At 61.3% G+C, this 21,838-nt stretch carries 23 protein-coding genes; 11 read left to right on the forward strand and 12 right to left on the reverse strand.

Annotation, left to right across the window (positions count from 1 at the left end; all coding sequences use genetic code 11):
* Positions 1-43: 43 nt before the first annotated feature.
* Both AC1DIJ_RS01120 and AC1DIJ_RS01125 read right to left on the reverse strand, forming a co-directional pair.
* Positions 44-781 (reverse strand): SDR family NAD(P)-dependent oxidoreductase, encoded by a 738-nt coding sequence (locus AC1DIJ_RS01120; protein WP_112388506.1) that lies wholly within the window; start codon positions 779-781, stop codon positions 44-46.
* Positions 782-1,093: 312 nt separating this feature from the next.
* Complete coding sequence (locus tag AC1DIJ_RS01125) at positions 1,094-1,732, reverse strand: glutathione S-transferase family protein (RefSeq protein ID WP_112388507.1); 639 nt, start codon at positions 1,730-1,732, stop codon at positions 1,094-1,096.
* Positions 1,733-1,860: 128 nt separating this feature from the next.
* On the opposite strand from AC1DIJ_RS01125, the gene AC1DIJ_RS01130 reads away from it, so the two are divergent.
* The 3 genes from AC1DIJ_RS01130 to AC1DIJ_RS01140 all read left to right on the forward strand — a co-directional run bounded on the left by AC1DIJ_RS01130 (position 1,861) and on the right by AC1DIJ_RS01140 (position 4,372).
* A complete protein-coding gene (locus AC1DIJ_RS01130) occupies positions 1,861-2,778 on the forward strand; it encodes a LysR family transcriptional regulator (protein WP_112389006.1) in 918 nt (305 codons plus the stop codon).
* A 90-nt stretch (positions 2,779-2,868) separates the two neighbouring features.
* Complete coding sequence (locus AC1DIJ_RS01135) at positions 2,869-3,504, forward strand: TetR family transcriptional regulator C-terminal domain-containing protein (RefSeq protein ID WP_310290984.1); 636 nt, start codon at positions 2,869-2,871, stop codon at positions 3,502-3,504.
* A 118-nt stretch (positions 3,505-3,622) separates the two neighbouring features.
* Positions 3,623-4,372 carry an SDR family NAD(P)-dependent oxidoreductase gene (locus tag AC1DIJ_RS01140; protein ID WP_112388508.1) on the forward strand — a complete coding sequence of 250 codons (750 nt, stop codon included), beginning with the start codon at positions 3,623-3,625 and terminating at the stop codon, positions 4,370-4,372.
* A 59-nt stretch (positions 4,373-4,431) separates the two neighbouring features.
* On the opposite strand, the gene AC1DIJ_RS01145 is transcribed toward AC1DIJ_RS01140, so the two are convergent.
* The 3 genes from AC1DIJ_RS01145 to AC1DIJ_RS01155 all read right to left on the reverse strand — a co-directional run bounded on the left by AC1DIJ_RS01145 (position 4,432) and on the right by AC1DIJ_RS01155 (position 7,555).
* Positions 4,432-5,304 carry a carbohydrate ABC transporter permease gene (locus AC1DIJ_RS01145; protein WP_310290981.1) on the reverse strand — a complete coding sequence of 291 codons (873 nt, stop codon included), beginning with the start codon at positions 5,302-5,304 and terminating at the stop codon, positions 4,432-4,434.
* 12 nt (positions 5,305-5,316) lie between these two features.
* Positions 5,317-6,204: a carbohydrate ABC transporter permease gene (locus AC1DIJ_RS01150; protein WP_112388509.1), complete on the reverse strand. Its 888-nt coding sequence runs from the start codon at positions 6,202-6,204 to the stop codon at positions 5,317-5,319.
* 85 nt (positions 6,205-6,289) lie between these two features.
* A complete protein-coding gene (locus AC1DIJ_RS01155) occupies positions 6,290-7,555 on the reverse strand; it encodes an ABC transporter substrate-binding protein (RefSeq protein ID WP_162698695.1) in 1,266 nt (421 codons plus the stop codon).
* 196 nt (positions 7,556-7,751) lie between these two features.
* Here AC1DIJ_RS01155 and AC1DIJ_RS01160 point away from each other — a divergent pair, with 196 nt between their 5' ends.
* The 8 genes from AC1DIJ_RS01160 (at position 7,752) to AC1DIJ_RS01195 (ending at position 14,113) form a co-directional block, all read left to right on the forward strand.
* Positions 7,752-8,783 carry a Gfo/Idh/MocA family protein gene (locus tag AC1DIJ_RS01160; RefSeq protein WP_112388511.1) on the forward strand — a complete coding sequence of 344 codons (1,032 nt, stop codon included), beginning with the start codon at positions 7,752-7,754 and terminating at the stop codon, positions 8,781-8,783.
* A complete protein-coding gene (locus AC1DIJ_RS01165; RefSeq protein WP_112388512.1) occupies positions 8,783-9,550 on the forward strand; it encodes a GntR family transcriptional regulator in 768 nt (255 codons plus the stop codon). The genes AC1DIJ_RS01160 and AC1DIJ_RS01165 overlap by 1 nt, the downstream gene beginning before the upstream one ends.
* Before the next feature lie 75 nt (positions 9,551-9,625).
* Positions 9,626-10,624 carry an SIS domain-containing protein gene (locus AC1DIJ_RS01170; protein WP_112388513.1) on the forward strand — a complete coding sequence of 333 codons (999 nt, stop codon included), beginning with the start codon at positions 9,626-9,628 and terminating at the stop codon, positions 10,622-10,624.
* A 2-nt stretch (positions 10,625-10,626) separates the two neighbouring features.
* Positions 10,627-11,523, forward strand: coding sequence for an N-acetylglucosamine kinase (locus AC1DIJ_RS01175; protein WP_112388514.1), 897 nt, complete (start codon positions 10,627-10,629; stop codon positions 11,521-11,523).
* A 115-nt stretch (positions 11,524-11,638) separates the two neighbouring features.
* On the forward strand, positions 11,639-12,328 hold the full coding sequence (locus tag AC1DIJ_RS01180; protein WP_112388515.1) for an RNA polymerase sigma factor: 690 nt from the start codon (positions 11,639-11,641) through the stop codon (positions 12,326-12,328).
* An 84-nt stretch (positions 12,329-12,412) separates the two neighbouring features.
* A complete protein-coding gene (locus AC1DIJ_RS01185; RefSeq protein WP_112388516.1) occupies positions 12,413-12,934 on the forward strand; it encodes a DUF4142 domain-containing protein in 522 nt (173 codons plus the stop codon).
* Positions 12,931-13,263: a cupredoxin domain-containing protein gene (locus tag AC1DIJ_RS01190; RefSeq protein ID WP_310290963.1), complete on the forward strand. Its 333-nt coding sequence runs from the start codon at positions 12,931-12,933 to the stop codon at positions 13,261-13,263. Before AC1DIJ_RS01185 ends, AC1DIJ_RS01190 begins: the two co-directional genes overlap by 4 nt.
* Before the next feature lie 175 nt (positions 13,264-13,438).
* A complete protein-coding gene (locus AC1DIJ_RS01195) occupies positions 13,439-14,113 on the forward strand; it encodes a dimethylsulfonioproprionate lyase family protein (RefSeq protein WP_112388517.1) in 675 nt (224 codons plus the stop codon).
* A 37-nt stretch (positions 14,114-14,150) separates the two neighbouring features.
* Here the strand turns inward: AC1DIJ_RS01195 and AC1DIJ_RS01200 are convergent, their stop codons facing one another.
* The 7 genes from AC1DIJ_RS01200 to AC1DIJ_RS01230 are packed head-to-tail and all read right to left on the reverse strand — an operon-like array spanning position 14,151 to position 21,700.
* A complete protein-coding gene (locus AC1DIJ_RS01200; protein ID WP_112388518.1) occupies positions 14,151-14,759 on the reverse strand; it encodes an alkylhydroperoxidase domain protein in 609 nt (202 codons plus the stop codon).
* Positions 14,760-14,770: 11 nt separating this feature from the next.
* Positions 14,771-15,403: a CMD domain protein gene (locus tag AC1DIJ_RS01205; protein ID WP_112388519.1), complete on the reverse strand. Its 633-nt coding sequence runs from the start codon at positions 15,401-15,403 to the stop codon at positions 14,771-14,773.
* Between the two features lie 25 nt (positions 15,404-15,428).
* On the reverse strand, positions 15,429-16,475 hold the full coding sequence (locus AC1DIJ_RS01210; protein WP_112388520.1) for a putative FMN-dependent luciferase-like monooxygenase: 1,047 nt from the start codon (positions 16,473-16,475) through the stop codon (positions 15,429-15,431).
* Complete coding sequence (locus tag AC1DIJ_RS01215; protein ID WP_112388521.1) at positions 16,472-18,169, reverse strand: dipeptide ABC transporter ATP-binding protein; 1,698 nt, start codon at positions 18,167-18,169, stop codon at positions 16,472-16,474. The genes AC1DIJ_RS01210 and AC1DIJ_RS01215 overlap by 4 nt, the downstream gene beginning before the upstream one ends.
* Positions 18,166-19,068 carry an ABC transporter permease gene (locus AC1DIJ_RS01220; protein WP_112388522.1) on the reverse strand — a complete coding sequence of 301 codons (903 nt, stop codon included), beginning with the start codon at positions 19,066-19,068 and terminating at the stop codon, positions 18,166-18,168. Before AC1DIJ_RS01220 ends, AC1DIJ_RS01215 begins: the two co-directional genes overlap by 4 nt.
* The gene (locus tag AC1DIJ_RS01225; RefSeq protein ID WP_112388523.1) at positions 19,065-20,009 is read right to left on the reverse strand and encodes an ABC transporter permease; all 945 of its coding nucleotides are present in this window, start codon (positions 20,007-20,009) and stop codon (positions 19,065-19,067) included. The genes AC1DIJ_RS01220 and AC1DIJ_RS01225 overlap by 4 nt, the downstream gene beginning before the upstream one ends.
* Before the next feature lie 50 nt (positions 20,010-20,059).
* Positions 20,060-21,700 carry a TIGR04028 family ABC transporter substrate-binding protein gene (locus AC1DIJ_RS01230; protein WP_112388524.1) on the reverse strand — a complete coding sequence of 547 codons (1,641 nt, stop codon included), beginning with the start codon at positions 21,698-21,700 and terminating at the stop codon, positions 20,060-20,062.
* Positions 21,701-21,838: the final 138 nt, after the last annotated feature.

Raw genomic sequence — 21,838 nt, forward strand, 5'->3', positions numbered from 1 at the left:
GCGCCAGAAAAGCGGGCGGACCATTGGCCCGCCCGCATCATGCTTAGTACTGGGCGACACCGCCATCGACGTCGAGTTGGACGCCGGTGATGAACGCGCTGTCGTCGGATGCGAGGAACACGGCCGTCTTGCCCATATCGTCGGGCGTGCCCATGCGACCGAGCGGGATCGTCGCGGTGATTCCCTCGTAAGCCTCGGCCGGGATCAACCCCGAAAGACCAGGCGTCACGGTATGACCCGGGCTCAAGACGTTGATGCGGAAACCGCGCTCCTTCGTGTCGATGATCCAGCCGCGAACGAGACTGCGGATGGCCGCCTTGGTCGAAGAATAGACCGACATGTTCGGGATGCCCTTCGATGCCGCAATGGATCCCGTCAGGATTACGGACGCACCGTCGCGCAAGACCGGCAAGGCCTTCTGGAAAGCGAAGAGAAGACCGCGCACGTTGGTATTGTAGGTCTTGTCGAAATGCTCTTCGGTGATGTCGCCGAACTTCATGAACTCGTAGAAGCCGGCATTGAGGACGAGAGTGTCGATCTGGCCGCTATTCTTCTTCACGATCTCGTAGAGCTTATCGAGATCGCCGAGCTTCGACGCGTCGGCTTGCACCGCGATGGCGCCGTGGCCAATCACCGCGACAGCCTTGTCCAGTTCGCTTTGACGGCGGCCGGTGATGTAGACAAGTGCACCTTCCGCAGCGAACTGCTTTGCGATGCCCAGCCCGATGCCGGCGCTGCCGCCGGTCACAACGGCAACCTTGCCATCCAACTTCTTGCTCATGGAATTATCCTTCGAATTGATCTGCTGGACCCGCGCTTGCCGACTGTTCAGTCTTTCACGCGGGATGGCACCCGGCGGGTGCCTGCCAATCAGATAAATTCAGCAAAAGCTGCGTTGTAGACGCCAAACTCGACTATAGATTATTCCATAATGGAATGCGCCTGAACTCTCTGCACCTTCGCAGGACGATCTCTCAATACGCCAAAAGGCGCGCGCCGTCGCCGGGCACGCGCCTTGTGTTCTTTGATTGCAAACCGTCAGTCAAGGACGATCCTGACTAGGAAAGACCGGCCCGATCTGCTTTCGAAGCAATCATGTCGCAGGAACCAATGCCGTGACTTTCTCGATCGCGCGTTTGACCGCAGGACGGGCATCAATCTCGCCGTACCAGCGCGCGATGTTTGGTGTCCTCTCGAAGTCAATGCCTGCAAATTCGCGGCGCCATAGCCATCCGAAATGCACGATGTCGGCGATCGTGAACTGGTCTCCGGCAACAAATTTGCGCTCGTGAAGCACGCCTTCGAGCACGGCGAGGACGCGTTCAGCCTCTGTCTGGAACCTTGCGATCGCCAATGGGATCTGCTCGGCGGCTTGCCGCTTGAAGAAGCCGAGTTGCCCAAAGGCTGGGCCAATTCCGGTCAGATGAAAGAAAATCTGTTCGAAGACACGGGCGCGGCCTGCGCCATCGCCCGGAAGCAGCCTTCCCGTCTTTTCAGCAAGATAGACGAGGATCGCCCCGGATTCACTGACGGTGATGGGCTCCCCATCGGGGCCATCGCTATCGATCAACAGAGGAACCTTGCCATTGGGGTTGATGGCCAGGTAGTCCGGCAGTTTCTGCTCGCCCTTGCGGACGTTGATAGGCTTGAGCTCATAAGCAAGCCCGAGCTCTTCAAGGGCGATAGGCACGCGAACACTGTTGGGCGTCGCAAAGGCATAGACTTCGATCATCGTGGTTTCCACTCTGGAGAATTGATGGGGATGCTGCCGCATCGAGCACCGCGCATTATTTGCGCGCGTGGACTTGACGGGGGAAGCCGCGATGGAGACATATGCATCATTCCAAGGAGGAATGGCCCATGAACCGGCTCGCTGCCATGGACGCCTTTGTGCGCGTCGTCGATACCGGATCATTCACCGGTGCCGCGCGGCAGTTGCGTGTCGGGCAGCCGGCAATTTCCAAAATGATCGCTCAACTGGAAGAACGCGTCGGCACCAGGCTGCTGTTGCGGACGACGCAAGGCCTGATGCCCACGGAGGCGGGCGAGAATTTTTATGAACACGCCAAGCGCGCTGTCGAAGAGGCCGACGAGGCCGAGGCCAAGGCGCGGGGCTCAGGTGCCGCTCTCAACGGCCGGCTGCGGATCAGCGGCGCGGTGACATTCATGCGGCTCCACGTGGTTCCCCACTTGCCAAAATTCCTGGCCATGCACCCCGATCTCGATATCGAAGTATTCATGGACGATCGCAACGTCGATCTTGTCGAAGCCGGTATCGACATCGCTCTGCGAATGGGAGATCTGCAGGATTCATCGCTGACCGCCCGCAAGGTCGGACAGAGCCCGCGCGTCGTGGTCGCCTCACCGGAGTATTTTGAAAGCCACGGTGAGCCCACCTCTCCTGCGGAACTGGGGGCACATCAAGCCGTCGTCTACGATCTGCGCAGCGGCGGCACTGTCTGGAACTTCAGCCAGGGGCCGGTTCAAAGCGCCGTGACCATCAAGGAGCGCATCCGGTTGACCGCAGCCGAGGGTGTTCGCGAAGCGGTCTTTGCCGGAATGGGACTGGCCGTCGCCTCTGAATGGATGTTCGCGCCCGAACTGGCCTCCGGCAAGGTCCGGCGCGTCCTCCAGGACTGGGATCTTCCGCCCATCGATCTCTGGGCGGTCTTCCCGAGCGGACGCACGGCGAGTAGCAAAGCGAGAACCTTCGCCGACTTTATCAGGAGCGAACTCGCTTCCGAATTCAGCACCGATGACGACGGCGGAGCGGATTGACGATGCCTGCGCCGAGCTCCATGCGGTAGCCTAGGCCAAGGCGCATTGCCGTCATTGAGGCGCGAGACCCAATGGCTCCCAGCGCAGCCCTTGCCGCCGCTCATTGACGAGCTGCGCCGGTCTCATCATATTGCAGCGATGGCGAAGCTGTCGAACCGCGAAAAAATTCTGAGGGAAGGCCTTAAGGTCGTCGACGAGGTCGGCTTCTCGTCCGCCTCGGTGCGCAGCATTGTCAGCGCAGCTGGCGTGCCCCTGGGCTCCTTCACCAATCATTTCGTTTCCAAGGAAGCGTTCGGGCTCGAGATCGTCGAGCTCTATTTCGCCAACAGCCAGAATGTCGTGCTCGATACGCTGCGCAACGATGCGAAGCCGCCATTGATGCGGCTTCGGGAATACATTGCCGGCAGCCGTTCGAAGGGAAGCTGCGGCGGCCCTCTCGGGGGCCTGCTCGGCAACTTCATTGCCGAAACCGGCGTGGCTGGCGATGCCATACGTCAGCGCGTCAACGAGATCGTCGCTGGCCTCACCGATGCAGTCGCCTATTGCATCGAGGCGGCCGTCAAGGCCGGAGAAGTGGCCCCGGATATCGATTGCCGGCAGGTCGCCGGGTTCATCGTCTCCTCGCATCAGGGAGCGGTGCTGCTTAGCAAATCTCAGCGCAGCCCGGAGCCGATCGAACGGCTTGAAACGGTGCTCTTCTCGATCGTGCTGCGCCCGCTCCACTGACCATCTCCGCACAGAAGCATAGTGTACGATCGTACATTTTTGTTGACACCCATAAATGTACGTACGTACATATTATTCACCTTGCGCGATTTCCGCCGAGGCTTGAAAGGGTTTTCCAATGTCTGCTCCTGTTGTTTTGATCACCGGTGCGCTTACCGGTATAGGCCGCGCGACGGCGATTGCTTTTGGCCGCGATGGCGCCCGCCTTGTGGTTTCCGGCCGCCGCGACGAACTGGGCCGCGAGCTTGTCGAGCAACTCCGCGCCATGGGCGCCGAGGCCGAATTTGTTCGTGCCGATGTCCGCCATGACCAAGAAGTCGAGTCGCTCATCGACCAGACAGTGGCCCGCTTCGGCCGTCTCGACGTCGCCGTCAACAATGCCGGCACCGAAGGTGCGTTCGGGCCGGTAACGGCGCAGACTGCCGAAACTTACGCGGCGACCTTCGACACCAATGTGCTGGGCACCCTGCTCAGCATGAAGCATGAGTTGCGTGTGATGAAGGAGCAGGGAACCGGCAGCATCATCAACGTGTCCTCTGTGCTGGGCAAGGTTGGAACACCGAACGGATCCGTCTATGTCGCCAGCAAGCACGCGGTGGAAGGGCTGACGAAATCGGCGGCCCTCGAGGTCGCAACCACGGCCATTCGCGTCAATGCCGTGGCACCCGGCCCTATCCAGACCGGCTTCCTTGACCGCTTGACGGGCGGATCGGATGACCGTCTCGATTACCTGAAGTCATATGTGCCGATGCGCCGTCTCGGCCATTCGGAAGAAGTGGCGGCGGCGATTGTCTTCCTGGCGTCGCCGCAGGCCTCTTTCCTGACCGGCCACTCGCTTGCCGTCGATGGCGGCAAGCTTGCGGGCTGATGCTCAGCGCGCTCTTCAGTAGCTGGAGAAGGGCGGCAGCATCCTCGCCGCTCTTCTCGTCACTTGCCGACCCCTTGGCTCAGGCCACGGACGAATTGTCGTGAGAACACTACGTAGAGAACGACGAGAGGCAGAATCCCGAGTGTGAGTGCAGCAAGCAGTGCCGGATAGTCGCTGAGAAATTGCCCGACGAACTGCTGGACGCCAAGCGTCACTGTCTGGTTGCTGCGGCCGGGCGACAGGATCAGCGGGAACCAGAGGTCGTTCCAGACGGGCAGCATCGTCAGCGTGGCAACAGCTGCAAGGCCGGGCTTCACCACCGGCAGGACGATCAGGAATGTCCGGAATTCCCCTGCCCCGTCCATGCGTGCCGCTTCCTTTATCTCGGTCGGCACCGTGCGGAAATACGCCATCATCAGCGTCACCGCGATCGGCACGCTCATTGCGGTATAGACCAGGACCAGTGCCGTCAGCGTATCGACCAGCCGCCATGCGATCATGATCTCGAGGATCGGAACGGTGCCGAGGCGGATCGGCAGCATGATGCCGACCACGAAAAGCCCGGCGATCACGGGCGTGATCTTCAGGCGGTATTCCACCAGGCCGTAGGCAGCCAGCGCCGAAAAAACCACCGTCAGTACGATCGTCGAGACGGTGACGACAAGGCTGTTACGGTAGTTCAAGAAAAAATTGCCGCGGGTGAAGACCCGGATATAGCCGTCGACGCTGAAAGTCTTGACGGTCGGCAGATCGAAGGGGCCGCCAAAGATCGCCGGTGTCGTCTTGAAGGAATTCAGGATGACGATGAAGATCGGGCCGAGGGCCAGGAGCACGAAGAAGATCAGCAATCCGTGGACGACGATGCGATCGAGCACCATGCGCTGGCGGCTGGAGCCGTAGAAGCTGGCACTGAGTTTGGCTGACGATGACATCTCTGCTGTTCCTCAGACTTGGTGCGCTTGCAGCCGTCGCTGGACCAGCCAGAAATAGGCGGCAGTGACGAGAAGAATGATGACGAAGATCACCGTTGCGACGGTCGCTCCGAGATCCAGATCGGCCACCTGGCCACTGGACCCGAAAAAGGTGCGGTAGAACAGCGTCCCGAGAATATCCGTGCTGTAGTTCGGGCCTGGTGCTGCGCCATTCAGCGCGAAGACCAGATCAAAGCCGTTGAAAGTCCAGATATAGGTGAGGATGACGATCAGACCGAATTGCGGCGCAATCAGCGGGAACTTGATCGCCCAGAAGATTCGCCAGTTTCCGGCACCATCGATCCGCGCCGCCTCGACGACATCCTCCGGAACAGCAAGCAGCGCGCTGTAGAGGAACAGCATCGGAATGCCGACATATTGCCAGACCGACATCAGAGAGATCGTCGGCAGTGCCGTCAGTTCGTTGCCGAGTAGCGGAAAGCCGACCAGTCCCCAAAGCGGATTGATGATCAGGCGCCAGATGAAGCCGACGATGACGACGGAGAGCGTCGCGGGGATAAAGAGCAGCGTGCGGTAGACGCCTTCGGAACGGTTCAGCAGACCGGAGGTGAGCAAACCCGCCATCAAAAGGCCGATCGGCACTTCGACCACCAGATGGATGATGAAATATTCGAAATTGTTCAGCAGCGCGTTCCAGAAACGCGCGCTCGTGACCGGATGGGTGAAGAGGTAATAATAGTTTTCCAGCCCGACGAAGACGCGCCCGGCCTGACCATCCGTATCGAAGAAGCTCATGACGATCGAGGCGATGAGCGGCAGGACGGCGAAAGCGAGATAGATTGCGAGCGCTGGCAGCACAAAAAGGAAAAGGCTCCAGCGAGCCGTCGCAGGACGTGTCACCCGGTATCTCCGTAGTCTGGTCGCCAGCTGATGCCGGCGGGCATCGGGAGCCTCGCGCACCGGTGTGGTGCGCGGGGCGCTCTTGTTACTTTTTCTGCGGTGCGTACCAGGATGCAAGACCGGCCTGGAGTTCTGCAGTCGCCTTTTCAGGGGTGACATCGTCTCCGATCATCATCGTCTGCAGCACGCGCCAGATTTCGTCGTCGAGCGGCGGATTGCCGGCGCTCAGCCGGTCCAGCGCCAGGCGCGGCGTCAGTTTGGCGTCCTTCTTCAGGTCGGCGAATTTCTGCGCCAGCGCGTTGTTATAGGTTACCGGCGTGCTGCTCATGGCGAAGAAGCCTGGGGCGGCATTGACGTAAAGTTCCTGGAATTCCGGAGATGCCAGCCAGGTGAGGAAGGTCTTTGCGGCATCCTTGTTCCTGCTTGCGGCATTGATGCCGATCGCCATGTCAGGCATTTCCTGCAGGTAGCGCTGACCGCCCTCCTTGGCAGCCGGCGGACCGAAGACACCGACGTTGAGACCCGTTGAGGTCACCTGATTGATATCCCAGGAACCGTCCGGCAGGATTGCCGCGCGGCCGATGGTGAAAAGCTGGGTCATGTCGGCATATTGCAGGCTTGCCTGCCCATTAGGCAGGAACGGCTTCCAGGCTGCGAAGGCTTTGAAGGCCTCGACGAATTCCGGATCCGTGAGCTTCTTGGTGCCGTCGATCAGGCCCTGGCGGCCCTCTTCGCCGTTCCAGTAGGACGGACCGATGTTGTAAAGACCGTTATAGGCGAGCTGCCAGGATTCTGCCGACCCATAGGCAAGCGGCTCGTATTTGCCGCTATCCTTGATCTTTTGCAGTACCTTGACGAACTCGTCAGCAGTCTTCGGAACTTCGAGCCCGAGCTCCTTGAAGATATCGACATTGTAATAGAAGCCAGCGAGCACGGCGGCGATCGGCAAGCAATAGGGCGTGCCTTTGGCGTCGGTCCAGGCGGCCTTCGACGTGTCGTCGAAATTCTTGATGGCGCCAAAGTCCGCCAGGGAGTCAAAATACTTGCGGCTGATCCACTCGCGATTGACGTCGAAGGGGCGGCAGGTCAGGAGATCAGGTCCCGCGCCAGCTTCAATTTGGGATTGCATCGCTGCATTATACTCATTGGTATTGACCGGAGAGAACTCCACCTTGATGCCGGGATTCTTGGCTTCGAAGGCCGGAATGATCTTGTCCTGCCACACTGCGATATCTTCGGTCCGCCAGCTTCCGAGCTTGATGGTGACATCTTCGGCGAAAGCGCTGCCGGCAGCGACCATCGCAACCAGTGAGACAACGGCACCGTTCAGCAATGCGTGCTTTGAAAGCATTTCATAATCTCCCATTCTTGTGACTCAAAACTGCTCCCATGCCGGTTCTTTTAATCTCAGTCCGGCGATTGTTGAGGCGACGATACCTCTCAATACCAGTTGTGACAAGTTATATTTTTTGTTTCCCATTTTTGTCTTATGTGGTATTCGATTGAAAGGAATAAGGACTGTTGCCACAGAGCTTGGAGGGGTGGAAATGATCGGCGTCGGGTTGCTGGGATCGGGTTTCATTGGCGAATGCTATGCCGATGCACTGCTTGACGTCCGCAATGCGGAGTTGCGCAGCTGCTATTCTCGCAGCGGCAAGCGGGCCGAGGAATTTGCGGCCAAGTGGCGGATCAAGACCCATGCCACGATGGATGCCCTTTGCGCCGACCCTTCCGTTGATCTTGTCATCATCGCCCTCCCGAACGAGGTGCATCTCGAGGCGACAAGAATTGCCGCAAAACACAAGAAGGCCGTGGTCTGCACCAAGCCGCTTGCCCGCACCGAAGCCGAGGCCGCAGAGATGCTCAAGCTGGTAACCGAGGCAGGCGTCTGGCACGGATATGCAGAGAGTTCGGTCTTCTCCCCGAACACAGCCAAGGCTTACGAAATGCTGAAGGCCGGCGGCATCGGCAAGCTGCTGACGATGCGTGCTCGCGAGGCCCATTCGGGTCCGCATGCGCCGCACTTCTGGGATGCGGAGACGGCGGGCGGGGGCGCTTTGCTTGACATGGGCTGCCACACCGTAGAATCAGCACGGCATTTCTTCGGAAAGGACAATCCCGTGACCGAGGTGATGGCCTGGGGTTCGACGATGGTGCATGGCGACAAGACGACCGGTGAGGATGCCGCGATCGCACTTCTGAAATTTGCCGGTGGCGAGCTGGCGACCATCGAATCTTCCTGGATCGAAAAGGGCGGCATGCAGCTGCGTCATGAGCTCGTCGGCTCCGAGGGGCGCATCGTCACCGACAGTTCTGTCGGTCCCGTCTGGGGCTTCGTCGGCAAGCCTGTCGGCTATACTGTCGAGAAGGCGGATGCCGAGACCGGCTGGGTGTATCCCGTACCGGAAGAGACGCGCGCCTATGGCTTCTCGCAGCAGATGCGCCATTTCGTCGATTGCTTCGCAGCCGGCAAGGCTCCGTCCGAAACCTACGAAGACGGGGTTATCGTCAACAGGATCATCGATGCATGCTACCGGTCCATGAAAACCAGGCAGTGGGAAAAGGTAGCGGTGAACTGATGATCGGAAATGAAGGCCAGCCGGGACCTTTGCAGTCGGATTCTCCCGAGCCCCTGTGGCAGCAGGCCGCAAAGGCGATCATGAAAGAGATTGCAGCCGGCAAGCTGGCGTCGGGAAACCGTCTGCCGCCGGAACGCGATTTGCTGACCCGGCTATCGATCAGTCGCGTAACGCTGCGCCGCGCGCTGCAGAGCCTGGTGACTGACGGCGTGCTGGTGTCTTCGCACGGCCGTGGCTGGTACGTGGCAACGGAAGCGCATCAGGAATTTCCCCAGACGCTTGAATCCTTCAGCGAAACCGCTGCCCGCCTCGGCCTCGCGCCATCCTCGGACGTGCTGCGTGCCGAAGGGGCGCCCGCAAGCCTCGATGAGGCAGAAGAGCTCGGCATTGCGCCCGGCGCGCCGGTCTTTCATCTCGACCGCATACGTCGGCTGGATGGCGTGCCGGTTGCCGTCGATACGTCGTTCTTCCCGATGATCCGCGGGCTCGATATGTCGGGTGTCGATTTCAAGACGGCTTCGCTTTTCAAGCTGCTGACCGGTGCCGGCTTTGACCTGGCGCGCGCCGAATCGACGATCGAGGCGCACGCCGCAGACAAGACGCTTGCCCGCCATCTCGGCATCGAGCAGGGCATGCCGATCCTCGCCATGCGCCAGCTTGTCGAAGACAGCAGCGGGCGGCCGGTCATGGCATCGACGATCCGCTACGCAGGCGACCGCTACCGCCTGCGGACATCTTTTTCACGCACTGCGAAGACCGGCGGGTGACGCCGTCCGTCCATCCGGCACGCGCTGGCCAAAGCCGCGGCCGCACATCATTTCAGGACCAAGGAGAAGACCGCAATGGTCAAAGGTTATATTTCGCTGGCTGACGCGCGCGCCTCCCAGGCCAATGCGCTGGAAACCGCGATTGCTGCAATTGGCAGCGAAGTTCGCAATGCTTCCAGCGCGCTGAAAGGCGCGGGCCCGATCTTCATGGGTATCGGCGCAAGCTTTGCAGCGAGTTCGGCTGCCGTCTGGGCCTTGCGGTCCCGCGGTGTGCATTCGTGGCGCCTCAATGGCGGCGAATATCCGATCCCCTTCCCCGCATCCAGCCATCCGGTGATCGCCGTCTCGCAAAGCGGCAAGAGCACCGAGACGCTTGCCGTGCTGAACTCGATCGAGCGCAGCCTGCGCATATCGGTGGTCAACGCCAAGGATTCCCCCGTCGCGGCCGCCTCGTCGGCCAATATTTCGCTCGGCGCAATCCCAGACAGCTACGCATCGACGATTGGCTATACGGCAACGATCGCAGCTCTTGGCATGATCGCCGAGGCCTGGGATGGCGGCGCAATCGATACGTCCTGGTCTGATCTCCCCACTGCCTTCCGCACCGTCGAGCAGAAGCTCAAGACGCAGACCGGCGAGATTCTCGCACGCATGACGGACGCGGTATATGTCGATTGCGCCGGGATTGCCCCTTCAGCCGGTTCGGCTGAAGTCGGCGCGCTGCTGCTACGCGAGATCGCCCGCATCCCTTCGACCGGCATGTCGACCAGGCAATATCTGCATGGCGCGATGGAATCGGCCGGCAAGGGCGTGCATATTCTCTTTGGCGACGAGCGGGAGGCGGAATTGGCATCGACCCTGGCAAAAGCCGGTCATCACACGATCCTTGCCGGCCCCGTGCAAGCCGCAGCCAGCGATTGGCTGACCTATATACCGCTACCGCGCGTCAGCATCACCCAGCGGCCAATCCTCGAGGCCGTCATCATGCAGACCATTGCGGTTGAAACCGCGCTTGCCCGCGGGCTCGATCCCGATGCCTTCGTCTTCCACCACAACGACACCAAGGTAGCCTGACGATGGATAGCAGTGAATGTCTTGTGGCGCTTGATGTCGGTGGGACGAAGACGCATCTGGTCGTGGAAACGCTGGCCGGTGCGCGTATTCTGGACACGGTCATCTCCAGTCAGGATTGGGACGCGGAGCCCGCGTCTCACGGCGCCGATTGGCTGGCTTCGCGCCTGCGCGCCACCCTGCCCGCTGGTCTTTCGATCGCCTCCATTGCCTTCGGTGCGCAGGGAATCAACAATCCCTCGATCGGGCGGGATCTTGAAGCGGCGTTGCTCGATCGGGGATATCGCGTTCGAGCAGTCAACGATGCGGCACTCATCGTGCCTGCTGCCGGGCTCCGTCAGGGTATCGGCGTCATAGCGGGTACCGGCGCCATCGCCGTTGGAACGGATGGCTCGGGGCAACCGATTTCGGCGGGCGGATGGGGATGCGTGATTGGCGACGAAGGTGGTGCGGCCGCATTGGTGCGCGAGGCAGCCCGGGCTGCGCTGAGAGCAAATGACGAAGGCAAGCCAGATGACGGATTGCTCTCGGCATTGATTGCCGATTTCGGCGTCGAGGATGCCGAGCGGCTGACCCGCAAGGTCAACGACGACCCGACGGCCGAGAACTGGGCACCGCATTGCACTGCCATTTTCGATGCCGCAGACGGCGGATCGCAACTGGCGGTGAACGTCATCTCGGAGGGCGCCGGCTATCTTGCGGCGCTTGTCGCCCAGCTCAAAAATCGGGGGGCGACAGGCGATGACGTCGTCGTGGCGGGCAGCGTGATCGTTAAACAGGCGCGTCTGCTCGACGCGTTCAAGCGCGCACTCGGCAAGCAGCATCCGCGGCTTGCTGTGCATGTGCTCGACGTCTCACCGGTCGAGGGTGCAGTCTTTCTGGCCCGCGCGGCGATTGGATAATCGGAGATTGGGAGCCGGTCCATGAGGCGACAGAGGCGTCGCCTTGTAAAATCGGCACTCGCGGAAACCTTGCACGCGGCCCAGCATCAAATAAGCTTCCACAACGAGAAGCCAGATGCAGGCGTTCGAGAATTCACCGCGACTATCCTTCGCCACCGACGAAGCAATACTTGTCCGCCGGGCGTCCACAGGCGACGCGCAGGCGATCCGCGAGATCATCCGGTTTCACAATCAGCGGCTCTACCGGCTTGTCCGGGCGGTTCTTCACAGCAATGCGGAAGCAGAGGAAGCGCTGCAGGACACCTATCTCCAGGCCTTTTCAAAGCTTTCCGATTTCGACGGCGCGGCGTCGCTCTCGACCTGGCTTTCGCGTATCGCACTGAATACTGCCTTCATGCGGTTGCGCGCCGAAAAGCGGCTCAAACGCTCGATCCCTCCGTCTGGCCAGCCGCAAGCCGAGATCATCGCGCTCCACCCTTCATCATCCACCATCGACCCGGAGCGCGGCATGGCGCAGCGACAGCTTCTTCAGCTCGTAGAGCAGGCAACCGATGCCCTTCCGGAGGACTTTCGCATCGTGTTCGTTGCCCGCGTCATCGAGGGGCTGGATATCGGAGAGACGGCCACGCTGCTCGATATTCCCGCGGCAACGGTCAAGACGCGGCTTCACCGCGCCCGCAAACTCATTCGCAAGCAGCTGGAAGAGCAGATCGGGCCGATCCTGATGGACGCCTTCCCCTTCGCCGGCAGGCGCTGCGAGCGGTTGACCGAAGCCGTGATCGCCAAACTCGGGCTGAAGAACTGACGGGAACCTCTCCGGCGGCGCGGCATCCAATGCTGCGTACGTTGAAACAGGCGCCGGCGATCCCGCCGCGCCAAGGAGATCCCGATTAAAACCTTCATTTCCGCCATCGCTACGAGCTGCCTTCTCCTCGCCGCCGGCCAATCGCTCGCAGCCGACAAGCCGACCGATCCGCAGATCGCCCATATCGCCTATACGGCAGGCGCGATCGACGTGGACGCCGCCAAGCTTGCCCTTTCGAAGACCAAGAACAAGGACGTCGAGGCATTCGCGCAATCGATGAAAAAGGACCATGAAGCGGTCAACGAAAAGGCGCTCGCGCTCGTCAAAAAGCTGAAGGTCACGCCTGAAGACAACCCGACGAGCCAGGCGCTTGCAAAGGCCGCCAAGGAAAAGCAGACCGAACTCAGCAAGCTGGACGGCGCCGCCTTCGACAAGGCCTACATCGACAACGAGGTTGCCTATCACAAGCAGGTCAACGGCGCGCTGGAAACCGTCCTTATCCCATCGGCAGAGAACAAGGACCTCAAAAGCCTGCTCGAAACCGGGCTGAAGCTGTTCCAGGGGCATGAGCAGCATGCCGAGCATGTTGCCATGGAGCTGAAATGATCTCAGTGCCGATGAAGTGCAGAAGCTTCCTGCTGACGGGAGTAGTCGTTGCGGCCGGCGCATCGCTGGCGCGCGCCCATAACGGCAAGATACATGTGACGGTCGAAAATCTCGGCTTCTCGCCTGCAGACACCGAGGCGAAAGTCGGCGAGACCATCGAATGGAAGAATAAGGATCCGTTCGATCATACCGCCACCGTCAACGGCGGCTGGGAGGTGACCATCCCCGCCGGCCAGAAAGCGACGCACCTGGTCACCGCCGGTGACACGGTGGAATATTTCTGCCGCTTCCATCCCAACATGAAGGGGCACATCAAGGTCGTGTCCTAGAGAAAAAACACGCCGCCAGGGACGCCTCTGGCGGCGTAGCCTTCGGCGAGTGACCATCGCCGTAGCGCGCGCTTGACCGATAGCCGGCATTCGTGTTGATGCAAGGGTTCGAATATCTGAGCCGAGCGAACGGACCGGGCCGAAAAGAGCCGCGCCGCGTGGGGACACTTCTCGCATGTCGAAATCCAATCTGAGGCGGGACGCCGACCTCCTGCTGCATCGTGGTTCGCGGGTCGAAGGCGCCTACCCGGTCAGCCGCTCCCGCAGGCCGGTCGAGGTTCAGCGTCTCATCGGTGCGATCGGCAATCTGATGCTTTCGGGCGATACGCCGATGATGGAGAAATTCGTTGCCGGCAAGATCTTTCATCAGCTGCAGTATCCCGGCGCCGTTTCCAGCCGGCCCGCCTCACATCTGCGGCTTGGGCCGCAGCTGCAGTTCGCCCTGCGCCAGCTGACGCAGAAAGGCCGGGCTTTCGCGGAAGTTGCCGCCGCGATCAACGATCTGGCCAAGAGCCTCGATTGGTCGTCGAGCTCGACCGGTCCCTTCGCCAGCATGAATATCGAAAAGGCACACGCCCATGCCGTCATCGCCGGAGCGGCGGGCCTCGAAGAGCGCGACGATGTCACGCTCGGGCTGACGATCATGGAGCCCTACAGCCGCTTCCCCGATCATGTCCAATACCGTGCCCGGGTTTTCCTGGCGCTGTCGGACTGCGAATTCCTCTGCGACGAAAAAGGCTGGCAGCAGGCTTCGCCGGGGTCGGCCTTCTACAACGAGGCCGGACACACCGTGGCGATGCGCTGCACCTCGCGGCCCCTGCTGGCCGCCTGGTGCCAGATGGAGCGGTAGAGCCCGGCCAGGCTTACCCGGCCGGGTCCGGCGCAGTTTATGCAGCCGCCGGGGTCGGCTCGCCGAGCGACAGCATCAGGCGGTTCGCCCAGTTGAAAAAGGCGGTGCCGTGAATGGCGTCGGCAATCTCCAGATCATCGAAGCCCTCTTCACGCAGGCGGGCAATCTCCGCCGGGCCAAAGCGCGAAGGCGTGGCCGTCAAGGCCGCCGAAACCTCGGCGACGGCGTTCCAGCGGCGGCTGCCGAGCTCGGCCTCGACGCCTTCGTCGAGCAGTCGCTGAACGTCGGCCGTGCGTTTCGAATGATGGGACGCGAACCGCGAATGCACCGAGGCGCAGAAGATGCAGCCGTTGCTGCGGGATGCGGCGGCGGCCGAAAGCTCCCGATCGGCCCGCGGCAAGCCGGCGCGCGTATTGTAGAAGATATCCTTATCGGTCTTCGTCCTCGCTTCGAGAATTTCCGGATCGCGGGCCAGCAGCATGAAATAGGGAGACTTGGAGCGCGAGGCATCGACGAGACCCGCCCAGTGCCGCTCGGTGAGTTCGCTTTCTTCCAGCGGCGTCAGCCACGGTGTCCAGCCAATCTCGGATTGGGTAAATGCGTTGGGGCGATTGTCGATCTCAGGATGATTGACGGTATCGGTCATGACGTTTCTCCTTATTCCGCTGCCGCACGCGTGACGCTGCCCTCGCCCGCCGCGCCGAGCGCGGAAAGGCCGGCAGCAACGCGAATCTGAAACGACAGGAACGCGACGATCTGCGACAGGGTGACGATACCGGTCGTGGTCCAGCCTGCATCAATCAGCTTCTGCAGCGCATCCGGGCTTGCTTCGCGCGGACGGAAGACCAGCAGATGCGTGTGTTCGAGAGCCGCCGACAGCTTGGCGCCGATCACGGCGCGGCTGAAATCCGAGACGGCATAGGTCAGGCCTGGAGCATCTTCCGCCGACAGCGGACCGGCCGGATAGCGGCCGTAAGGGCCATCTGCCGCGCCTTTTTCAATCTCCGTCTGGATCGCAGCTGCGAGCGACGCGCCGCCCTGCAGCTCGGACAAACCGCCGGCGTAGAAGGCCGACGCCGTCCCGGAGCGGTGCAGGCCGCTGACGAATGCGGCGATCGCGAGCCGCTCGGCACGCGTTACGTGATCGTCGGACACCGGCTCGAAGAGCGCGAGATAGCTTTTCTGCGCATTCAGCCGCGTCTCCGGACGTTCGGCACGGAGACGGTCGAGAAAAGACCCCGGCTTGATACCGGCTAGCAGATCAATGATATCGGGTGTGGAAGAACTCATGGATTCATACCTTTTCTGGCGGTGATTATGCTGTAGCGAGGCGCCGCTCGTGGGCGGCGGGTCCGCGTCGAACCCAGCCGAGCGCGGGAGCGACCTCGCTGGCTATCAATTCCAGCGAGCGCAGGATGTAGGCGTGTGGCGGATCGACCGAATGGACCTGGAAGACGAGGTCAGTGACGCGTTCCAACGCGGTGTCAGCCTTCAACGACGCGATCACATCGTCGGGCGTACCGACATGCACGTCGAAGGCCCTGATGAGATCCTCTGTCCTGGTGCTTGCGATCTTATGACCGCTGGCAATGAAGCGCTCGACGCTGCGCTGCAGGCCGATTTCCGCCAGATGCAAAGCCTCCTTGCGATCGTCGGCAACGAACAGGCTGCGCGAACCGAGAATGCGCGGCTGCCGTTCCTTCGGCAGCGCCTTAAGATAGGCGTCGATGATCGGATTCTGCAGCTCCCAGAGCGTTGCATCCGGCGCCTCTGCCGGCCGGGGCTGGGTGCGCGACAGCATCAATCCGTCACCATCCTGGCCGGCCCGGATTCCGCCGCCAACCGAGAACGTTGCCTGCCACACGCGCTCGAGAAGATGCGGGGCTGCCGGATAAAGATGATTGCCGCCCGTCAGCTCCCGCCCGGCCCAAGCATCTCGCACCGTTGCGAGGCTTTTCGCATAGACGGCGGCGCGATCGCCCGTTTCCAGCCCGAAGGGGAGGAAGGCAGCTGGAGTTCCGCCAGTACCGAAGCCGACTTCGAGGCGGCCGTTCGAGAGTATATCAAGCACTGCCGTGTCCTCCGCGACGCGGACGGCACTTTCCATCGGCAATGTGATCACACCGGTTCCAAGCCGGATGCGCGAGGTTCGGGCGGAGAGTTCCGCCAGAAAGATCAATGGCGCAGGAAGACCGCCCTCATCTCCATTGAAATGGTGCTGTGCCACCCATGCCGTATCGAACCCGAATTTCTCGGCATGAATGACCTGCTCGGCGGCCAGCCGGTAGCGGGTCGCAGCATCGGCCTGATCGAGGATACGGCTGAAGAAACCCAGGCGTTTCGGTGCGGTTGATGGCGTCATTGCTGTGTTCCTGTGCTGATCAGGGGAAATGGCTTTGCTGGCAGCCGGTGCTTCTTTCCGGGGATCGCCTCGATGAGTTCGCGGGTATAGGCGCTCGCCGGGTTGCCGAAGACATCGCCGACCGCGCCGCTGTCCACGAGCTTGCCGCCGCTCAAGACCGAGACGGTATCGGCGATCTGCCGCACGACAGCCAGATCATGCGATACGAAGAGATAGGTCAGGCCGAGCTCGCGCTGCAGTTTGCTGAGAAGCGCCAGAATCTGCGCCTGCACGGTGACATCGAGCGCCGACACGGCCTCATCGAGCACCAGGATCTGCGGGTTCAGAATGAGCGCGCGGGCAATGGCGACACGCTGTCTTTGCCCGCCCGACAGGGCATGCGGGCGGCGGCCGAGGACATCCGGCGGAAGGCCGACTTTCTCGATGATCGCCGCGACACGCTCCGTCCGCTCGGCGCGCGGAACCGGCTCGAAATTCAGCAATGGCTCTTCGACGATCCTGGCAATCGACTGGCGCGGATCGAGCGAACCGAACGGGTTCTGGTAGACGAGCTGAATCTTCCTGCGAAACAGCCGCAGCGTTTCCCCGCGCAAGGTAGAAAGGTCGAGCCCATCGACGATGACCCTGCCCGAGCTCGGCTTTTCGAATGCCGAGACGATGCGGATGCTCGTCGTCTTGCCGGAACCGGATTCGCCGACCAGCGCATGCGTCGTCCCGCGCCGGACGCGAAAGGAAACATCGTCGACGGCGCAAAAGCGCGAATAGCCGCCAAGGCCGAAGTCCTTGACGAGGTTTTCGACGACGATGATGTCGTCGCTTTCCGTCGCGGGAGTTTCCTTTGCCACGGTGGCCGGACGCGGCCGGATATTCAGCGACGGCGCATCCGACAACAGCTGGCGCGTATAGGCATTCTGAGGATTGCCGATGACATCCTGGGTGCGGCCCTGTTCCTGGATGCGGCCATGCTTGAGGACGATCAGCCGGTCGGAACGATCGGTGGCGACACCGAGATCGTGGGTAACGAGAAGCACTGCCGTGCCATACTCGCGGCGAAGCTCGTCGATCAGGTCGAGGATGTGCTTCTGTACCGTGACATCAAGCGCGCTTGTCGGCTCGTCCGCGATGATGAGCGACGGCTTCAACGCGATGGCGATGGCGATCAGCACCCGCTGCTTCATGCCACCGGAAAGTTCGTGTGGATATTGCTGCGCCCTCAGCTTCGGCTCGCTAAGCCCGACGCGTTCGAGAAGCGCGATCGCCTGCGTATAGGCAACAGGGCCGGAGGCTTCGCCATGAATGGCGAGAATTTCCGCCACCTGCTTGCCGATCGTCTTGACCGGATTGAGCGAATTGCCGGGGTCTTGAGGGATCAGGCTGATCACCGAACCGCGAATACCGTCCAGCCGCCGCTGCGGCCAGCCTGCGATCTCCTGATCGTTCAGGCGGATGCTGCCGCTCTCAAGTTTCCCGTTTTCCGGCAGCAGCCCGATGATCGCCTGCGCCGTCGAGCTTTTGCCCGAACCGGATTCGCCCACCAGCGCGACGACTTCTCCCGGGTTGACGTGGAAATCGATGCCATGGACAGCGGTGCGCGCGCCGTTCCTGTCGCTGTAGCTGACAGTCAGGCCGGAGACGGCGAGAACAGGAGACGGTGGGACAGCTGCTTTCGGCAGGTCGACAGGCTGTATCGTCATCTCTCTATCCTTCCAAATGCCTGGCTGATGCGATTGACGGAGAGCACCACCAGAACCACGGCGATGCCAGGGGCAGCCGTCAGCCACCAGGCGGTTGCGATATAATTGCGGCCCTCGGCGATCAGCAGCCCCCATTCCGGCGTCGGCGGCGGTGCGCCGTAACCGAGGAAGCCAAGGGTCGAGAGCTGCAGGATTGCCCAGCCGACCTGCAGTGCTGCAAAGGCGATGACCGAGGTCAGGGAGTTGGGAAGCACGTGGCGGATCAGCACGCTGAGGAAGGTACCGCCGCTGCCGAAGGCCGCTTCGACATATTCGCTGCGGCGAACAGTGATGACTTCGGAACGCACGATACGGGCAAAGCTCGCGACCGAAGTGATACCAACGGCGATCGCCGCGTTGATCGTCCCGAAACCCAAGAGAATAATGATGCTCAGGGAGAGCAGCAGCGCCGGTATCGACAGCAGAACGTCGGCAAGACGCATGATGGCCGTGTCCGTGCGCCCGCCGATCGAGCCTGCGAGAACACCGAGCGCTGTACCGGCGAAAAGCCCGATACCGACGGCTGCAAGCGCGCCCGACAGAGAGTGGACCGCGCCGTACACCAGGCGCGCATAAAGATCGCGGCCAAGTGAATCGGTTCCCAGCAGATGCGCGGCGCTCGGCGGTTTCAGCTGCTGCCCTGGCAGACCCTTGATCGGATCGTAGGCGGTGAACAGCTGGGGTGCGACCGCGAAGAGAAGCACGATGACCAGCACCGCGCCTGCCAGCAGAAGGCTGATATCGATCTTCCGGCTGCTTCGGCGCGGCGTGGCATCTTCGGCGGTTTGGCTCGGCAGCCAATCGTTGGTCTCTGCCGTCTCCAGGTCGAGATGGCGTTCAGCGACATCGAGGCTGGTCATCGAGCGGTCTCCGGCCTTGTTTTGAGCCGCGGATCGATGATCGGATAAAGAAGATCGATCGCGAGATTGATGGTGACGAACGCCGCCGCCGAGAGAACGACGATGGCCTGCAGGACGGCGACGTCCTGAAAATTGACCGCCTGTTCGGTAAGACTGCCGAGCCCGTTCAAGCCGAAGACCGTCTCGGTGATCACGGCGCCCGCCAGAAGCTCGCCGAACAGAACACCGGCAACCGTCAGAACCGGCAGGAATGCGTTCTTCGCCACATGCCGCCACAGCACCCATGCATGCGAGGCACCCTTTGCTCGGGCGACGGCAACGAAGGGCCGCGTCTGAACGTGATCGATGTTGCGCAGCAGGATCTGCGCCAGCGGCGCCGAGATCGGAATGGCTACAGTCAGAACCGGCAGAATCAGGCCCTCCCAGGGGCCGGGATTGATGACGGGCACCAGACGCAGCCGGAACGAGAATATCTGGATCAGCATGATGCCGAGCCAGAAGGTCGGCACCGAAACGAAGAGCGAAGGCACGGATTGGACGACATTACGCAATCTTCCGAAGCCATGGATGTTGGACAGGATCGCCAGCAGCACCGCGATCAGCGCCGCGACGATGAAGCCGAAGCCGGCCAGCCGGATCGTCGGCGGCAGGCTGGCAGAGAGCTGCGCACTGACGGCAACGCCTGCCTGCAGCGAATAACCGAAGTCACCGATCAGGAATTTTCCGGCTGTGTGCAGATATTGGCTGACCACGCTCCCGTCGGCCGCATAGGCGGCGCGGATATCAGCGATCTGTTCGGGACTGAGGCCGTATTCCGGATTCTGGAATTTGATAAGAACGGCATCACCGGGCATCGCCTGCAGCAGCACGAAGGAGATCGTGAAGGCGGCCCAGAGAACGAGCAGCGCCTGTCCTATGCGGGATATGATGTAGCGGGTCATGCCGATCCTTTCAGGTGACGGGTGGCCCGGCTTGCGCCGGGCCATGGCCTTCAGTGTTCAGCAAGCCAGGTGTTGTAGAAGCTCGGGCGACCGACAGCTTCGAAACCGACGCCCTGCACATAAGGCGCACCGGCAAAGGCCTGCGGCTCCTCGAAGATCGGGATCGCATAGGCCTGATCGATCACGTAGTTCTGGACCTCGCCGGCGATGGCGAGACGCTTTTCGCGATCGGGCTGCGAGGAAAGCTGCTCGAGAAGACCGTTCAGCTTGTCATCGACGAAGGATTTCACCTTGTCGCTCGGACCGCCCTTCTGGCGCAGCACGTCGCGGTTCTTCGGATAATACTGGCTCTTGATGACGTCAGGATCGGCCCGGCCAACCATTGCCGGCGACACCGGCGTCTTGGCCGGATCGAGATCGTCGACGGTCTTGCTGCCGGCATCACCCGCCAGCACATTCAGCGTAACGCCGAGCTTTGCCCATTGCTGCGCGACAAGCTGCAGCGTTGCCTTGTTCTGCGGCTGCGGCGGAGATTCATAGGCGGTCAGCACCAGCTGCTTTCCATCCTTCTCGCGGACGCCATTGGCGCCGACCTTCCAGCCAGCTTGATCCAGCAGCTCGGTGGCCTTGGCTGCATCGTAGGTCAGCTTCGGCGACAGATCGAGATAGCCCTGCGCCGTCGATGCGATGATCGACTTGGCTTGCGGATAGTTGGCCGAGAACAGCGTCGATATGATTTCCGCGCTGTTGGTACCGTGAAGCAGCGCCTGACGGACGCGGACATCGGACACCAGTGGATTGTCAGGGCGGAAGACGACGCTGTTGTTCACGCCGCGCGTCGGTGCTGCATAAATCTTGTAGCCTTGGCTCTCGACCTGTTCTTCATCATAGGCCTGTACCTGGCGAATGAAATCCGCCTGGCCAGAGAGCAGCGCACCGATACGCACGCTGTCTTCGCCGGTGATGATATACTTGATGCCGTCGAGATAGGCGCGGCCCTGATGCTCCTGCTTTGCCGGACCCCAATCGTAGTCGCCGCGGACCTTGAGGTTCAGCTCCTTGCCGAGTGTCTCGCTGTCAACGACGAACGGGCCGGAACCGACGATCTTCGTCGCGTCACCCAGCTGGTCGAAAGGCAGCGCCAGCGTCTTCAGCGATACCAGGCCGGAGCCGATCACCGACGTACCCTGCAGGAAGCCTGGGGACGGCTTCTTGAAATAGAACTTGACGGTCAGAGGATCGACGACCTCGGAACGGTCGTAATTGTTGATGACTTCCGAGACCGGCTGCTTCAGCTCCTTGTTGCCGAGACCGAACGTATCGTAGTTCTTGGCAACTGCGGCCGCGTCGAGCGGCGTGCCGTCAGAGAAGGTTACGCCCTTGCGAAGCTTGAACGTATATTCGGTGGCCTCGGCGTTGACGGTCCAGGATTCGGCAATCCATGGCTCGATCTCAAGTGTCTTCGGATTCTGATAGGTGAGCTTGTCGGTAATCTGATTGAGCACGCCACCGTTCGGATAGAAGCCGCCGGCCGGCGGATAGAGATTGGTATGCGGCTGCTGCTCAAGATAGATCAGCGTGCCGCCCTGAACCGGTTTGGCAGCCTCGTCTGCCGCAGCCGCCAGTGCCGTAAACGACACGGACAGGGTGCTCGCAAGAAGCAGGGTCTTAATCGTTGCCGTAAAGCTCATCTGTTGTCCCTCAATAACTAATGGTGACAACGGTAGCGGCATATAAATTTAGTATATAGAATTAGTATTCTATTTTCGGGACGCACACCGGAAATTCTATGGCGCCCGCCGCGGGCAGCACTTACAAATTGCTCTAGC

Source organism: Rhizobium sp. 10N427 (assembly GCF_056394605.1).